At 41.8% G+C, this 1,247-nt stretch carries 1 protein-coding gene; it reads left to right on the top strand.

From position 1 onward, the window contains the following. Positions 1-228: 228 nt before the first annotated feature. Positions 229-1,221, top strand: a complete 993-nt coding sequence (locus JMX98_RS13860) for an IS110 family transposase (RefSeq protein WP_105244335.1) — start codon at positions 229-231, stop codon at positions 1,219-1,221. Positions 1,222-1,247 lie beyond the last annotated feature (26 nt).

The raw sequence follows: 1,247 nt of genomic DNA, 5'->3' as shown, positions 1-1,247 counted from the left end.
AACCTTGTATCTTGAATAACCGCTTAATACTGCCAACGAAAGTTGATAAAATAAAGTAATTATTCATGAGCATTGAGAGTATGAGTATAACCTTAGTGTCTAGACACTGTGTAAGAGATTATGCCCAATGCTCATCCCATCATCTTCATATTCTGAATGGTATCCAAGTGCCTCGCCATCTACCAAGGTGTCATGAGTGACACTGCATAGACAAGGGAAGACAATAAGATGACACACTATATCGGCATAGACGTCAGTAAAAACAAGCTAGATATCGCCTGGCTCAAAGCCACTGATAATCTCAAATTTAAAACCAAAGTCTTTAAAAATGATTACAGTGACTACGCTGCTCTTATCAACTGGCTCATTGCTAACATCACTGACGACTTAAGTAATATTCACATCACGGTCGAGGCCACAGGAGTCTATCACGAGAACATCGCCTACTACCTATTTGATAAAGGTCTTAACGTCAGTATTATCAATCCTGCTTATATCAAAAGCTATGCTGCTAGTTTAGGAAGTCGCAACAAGACGGATAAAAAAGACAGTATGTTATTAGCCCGCTACACCTATAGTGCTAAGCCTAAATTATGGACACCGCCGCCAGCAGAGGCGCGTCACCTCAAGTCATTATTGTCGCGCTTAGACGCACTACAAGAAGACTTACAACGTGAGCTGAATCGATTGGAAAAAGCGCAGGCCACAGACACCGCTCCTATCGTTAAAGCTTCTATTGAGCATATGATAGCCTCTTTGCAAGCCGCTATTGTTAAGCTCAATGGTGATATTGATGACCATATCGATCATCATCACAATTTAAAGCAAGATCAGACTCTACTACAAACTATTAAAGGCGTCGGCCCTGTTGTCTCAAAGCAGATGGTGTCGCTGATGCATAATAAGCAGTTTAGTCAAGCGTCACAAATGGCCGCCTTTTTAGGCTTAGTTCCCAAACATAGTGAATCAGGGCTATTTAAAGGCAAGTCTCGCTTAGCAAAGAATGGCTCAAGTGATATCAGAGCCAAACTGTATATGCCAGCGCTAGTCGCCATTAAGCATAATCCTGATATTAAGGCGCAGTATGAGCGACTGCTTGCTAATGGTAAGTGCAAAATGCAGGCTGTCTGTGCAGCGATGCGCAAGCTTGTGCATATCTGTTTCGGTGTGATTAAACATCAGCAGTCTTACCAAGCAAAAGTTGAGCTAATTAGTGCTTGATTTGGCTTTTTTAAGATGGTATCTCT

It is taken from the genome of Psychrobacter sp. HII-4, from assembly GCF_904846595.1.
Taxonomy (GTDB): domain Bacteria; phylum Pseudomonadota; class Gammaproteobacteria; order Pseudomonadales; family Moraxellaceae; genus Psychrobacter; species Psychrobacter celer.
This window is presented reverse-complemented; position numbering and strand designations above follow the sequence as displayed.